The organism is Streptomyces beijiangensis (assembly GCF_017315755.1).
Taxonomy (GTDB): Bacteria; Actinomycetota; Actinomycetes; order Streptomycetales; family Streptomycetaceae; genus Streptomyces; species Streptomyces beijiangensis.
Window position 1 is genome coordinate 1 of sequence record NZ_JAFLRJ010001746.1, and the last position, 204, is coordinate 204.

Here is a 204-nt window from a genome sequence, read left to right on the forward strand (position 1 = left end):
GCGGGAGATCGAGAAGTTCGCACCGGGCACCGTGGTACGCCGCTTCCATGGGGCCTCGCGGTCCCTGGACGACCTGGCGCACGGGGAGTTCGTCCTCACCACGTACGGCACGACGCGGCTCGACACCGAGAAGCTGGCCGGCACGGAGTGGGGCCTGCTCGTCGCCGACGAGGCCCAGCACGTCAAGAACCCCTACTCGTCGAC

At 69.6% G+C, this 204-nt stretch carries 1 protein-coding gene; it reads left to right on the forward strand.

The genetic code is table 11. The features are described 5' to 3' along the window. Nucleotides 1–204: hypothetical protein (locus J0695_RS43485; protein ID WP_505383665.1), on the forward strand; the 204-nt coding region annotated here is incomplete at both ends.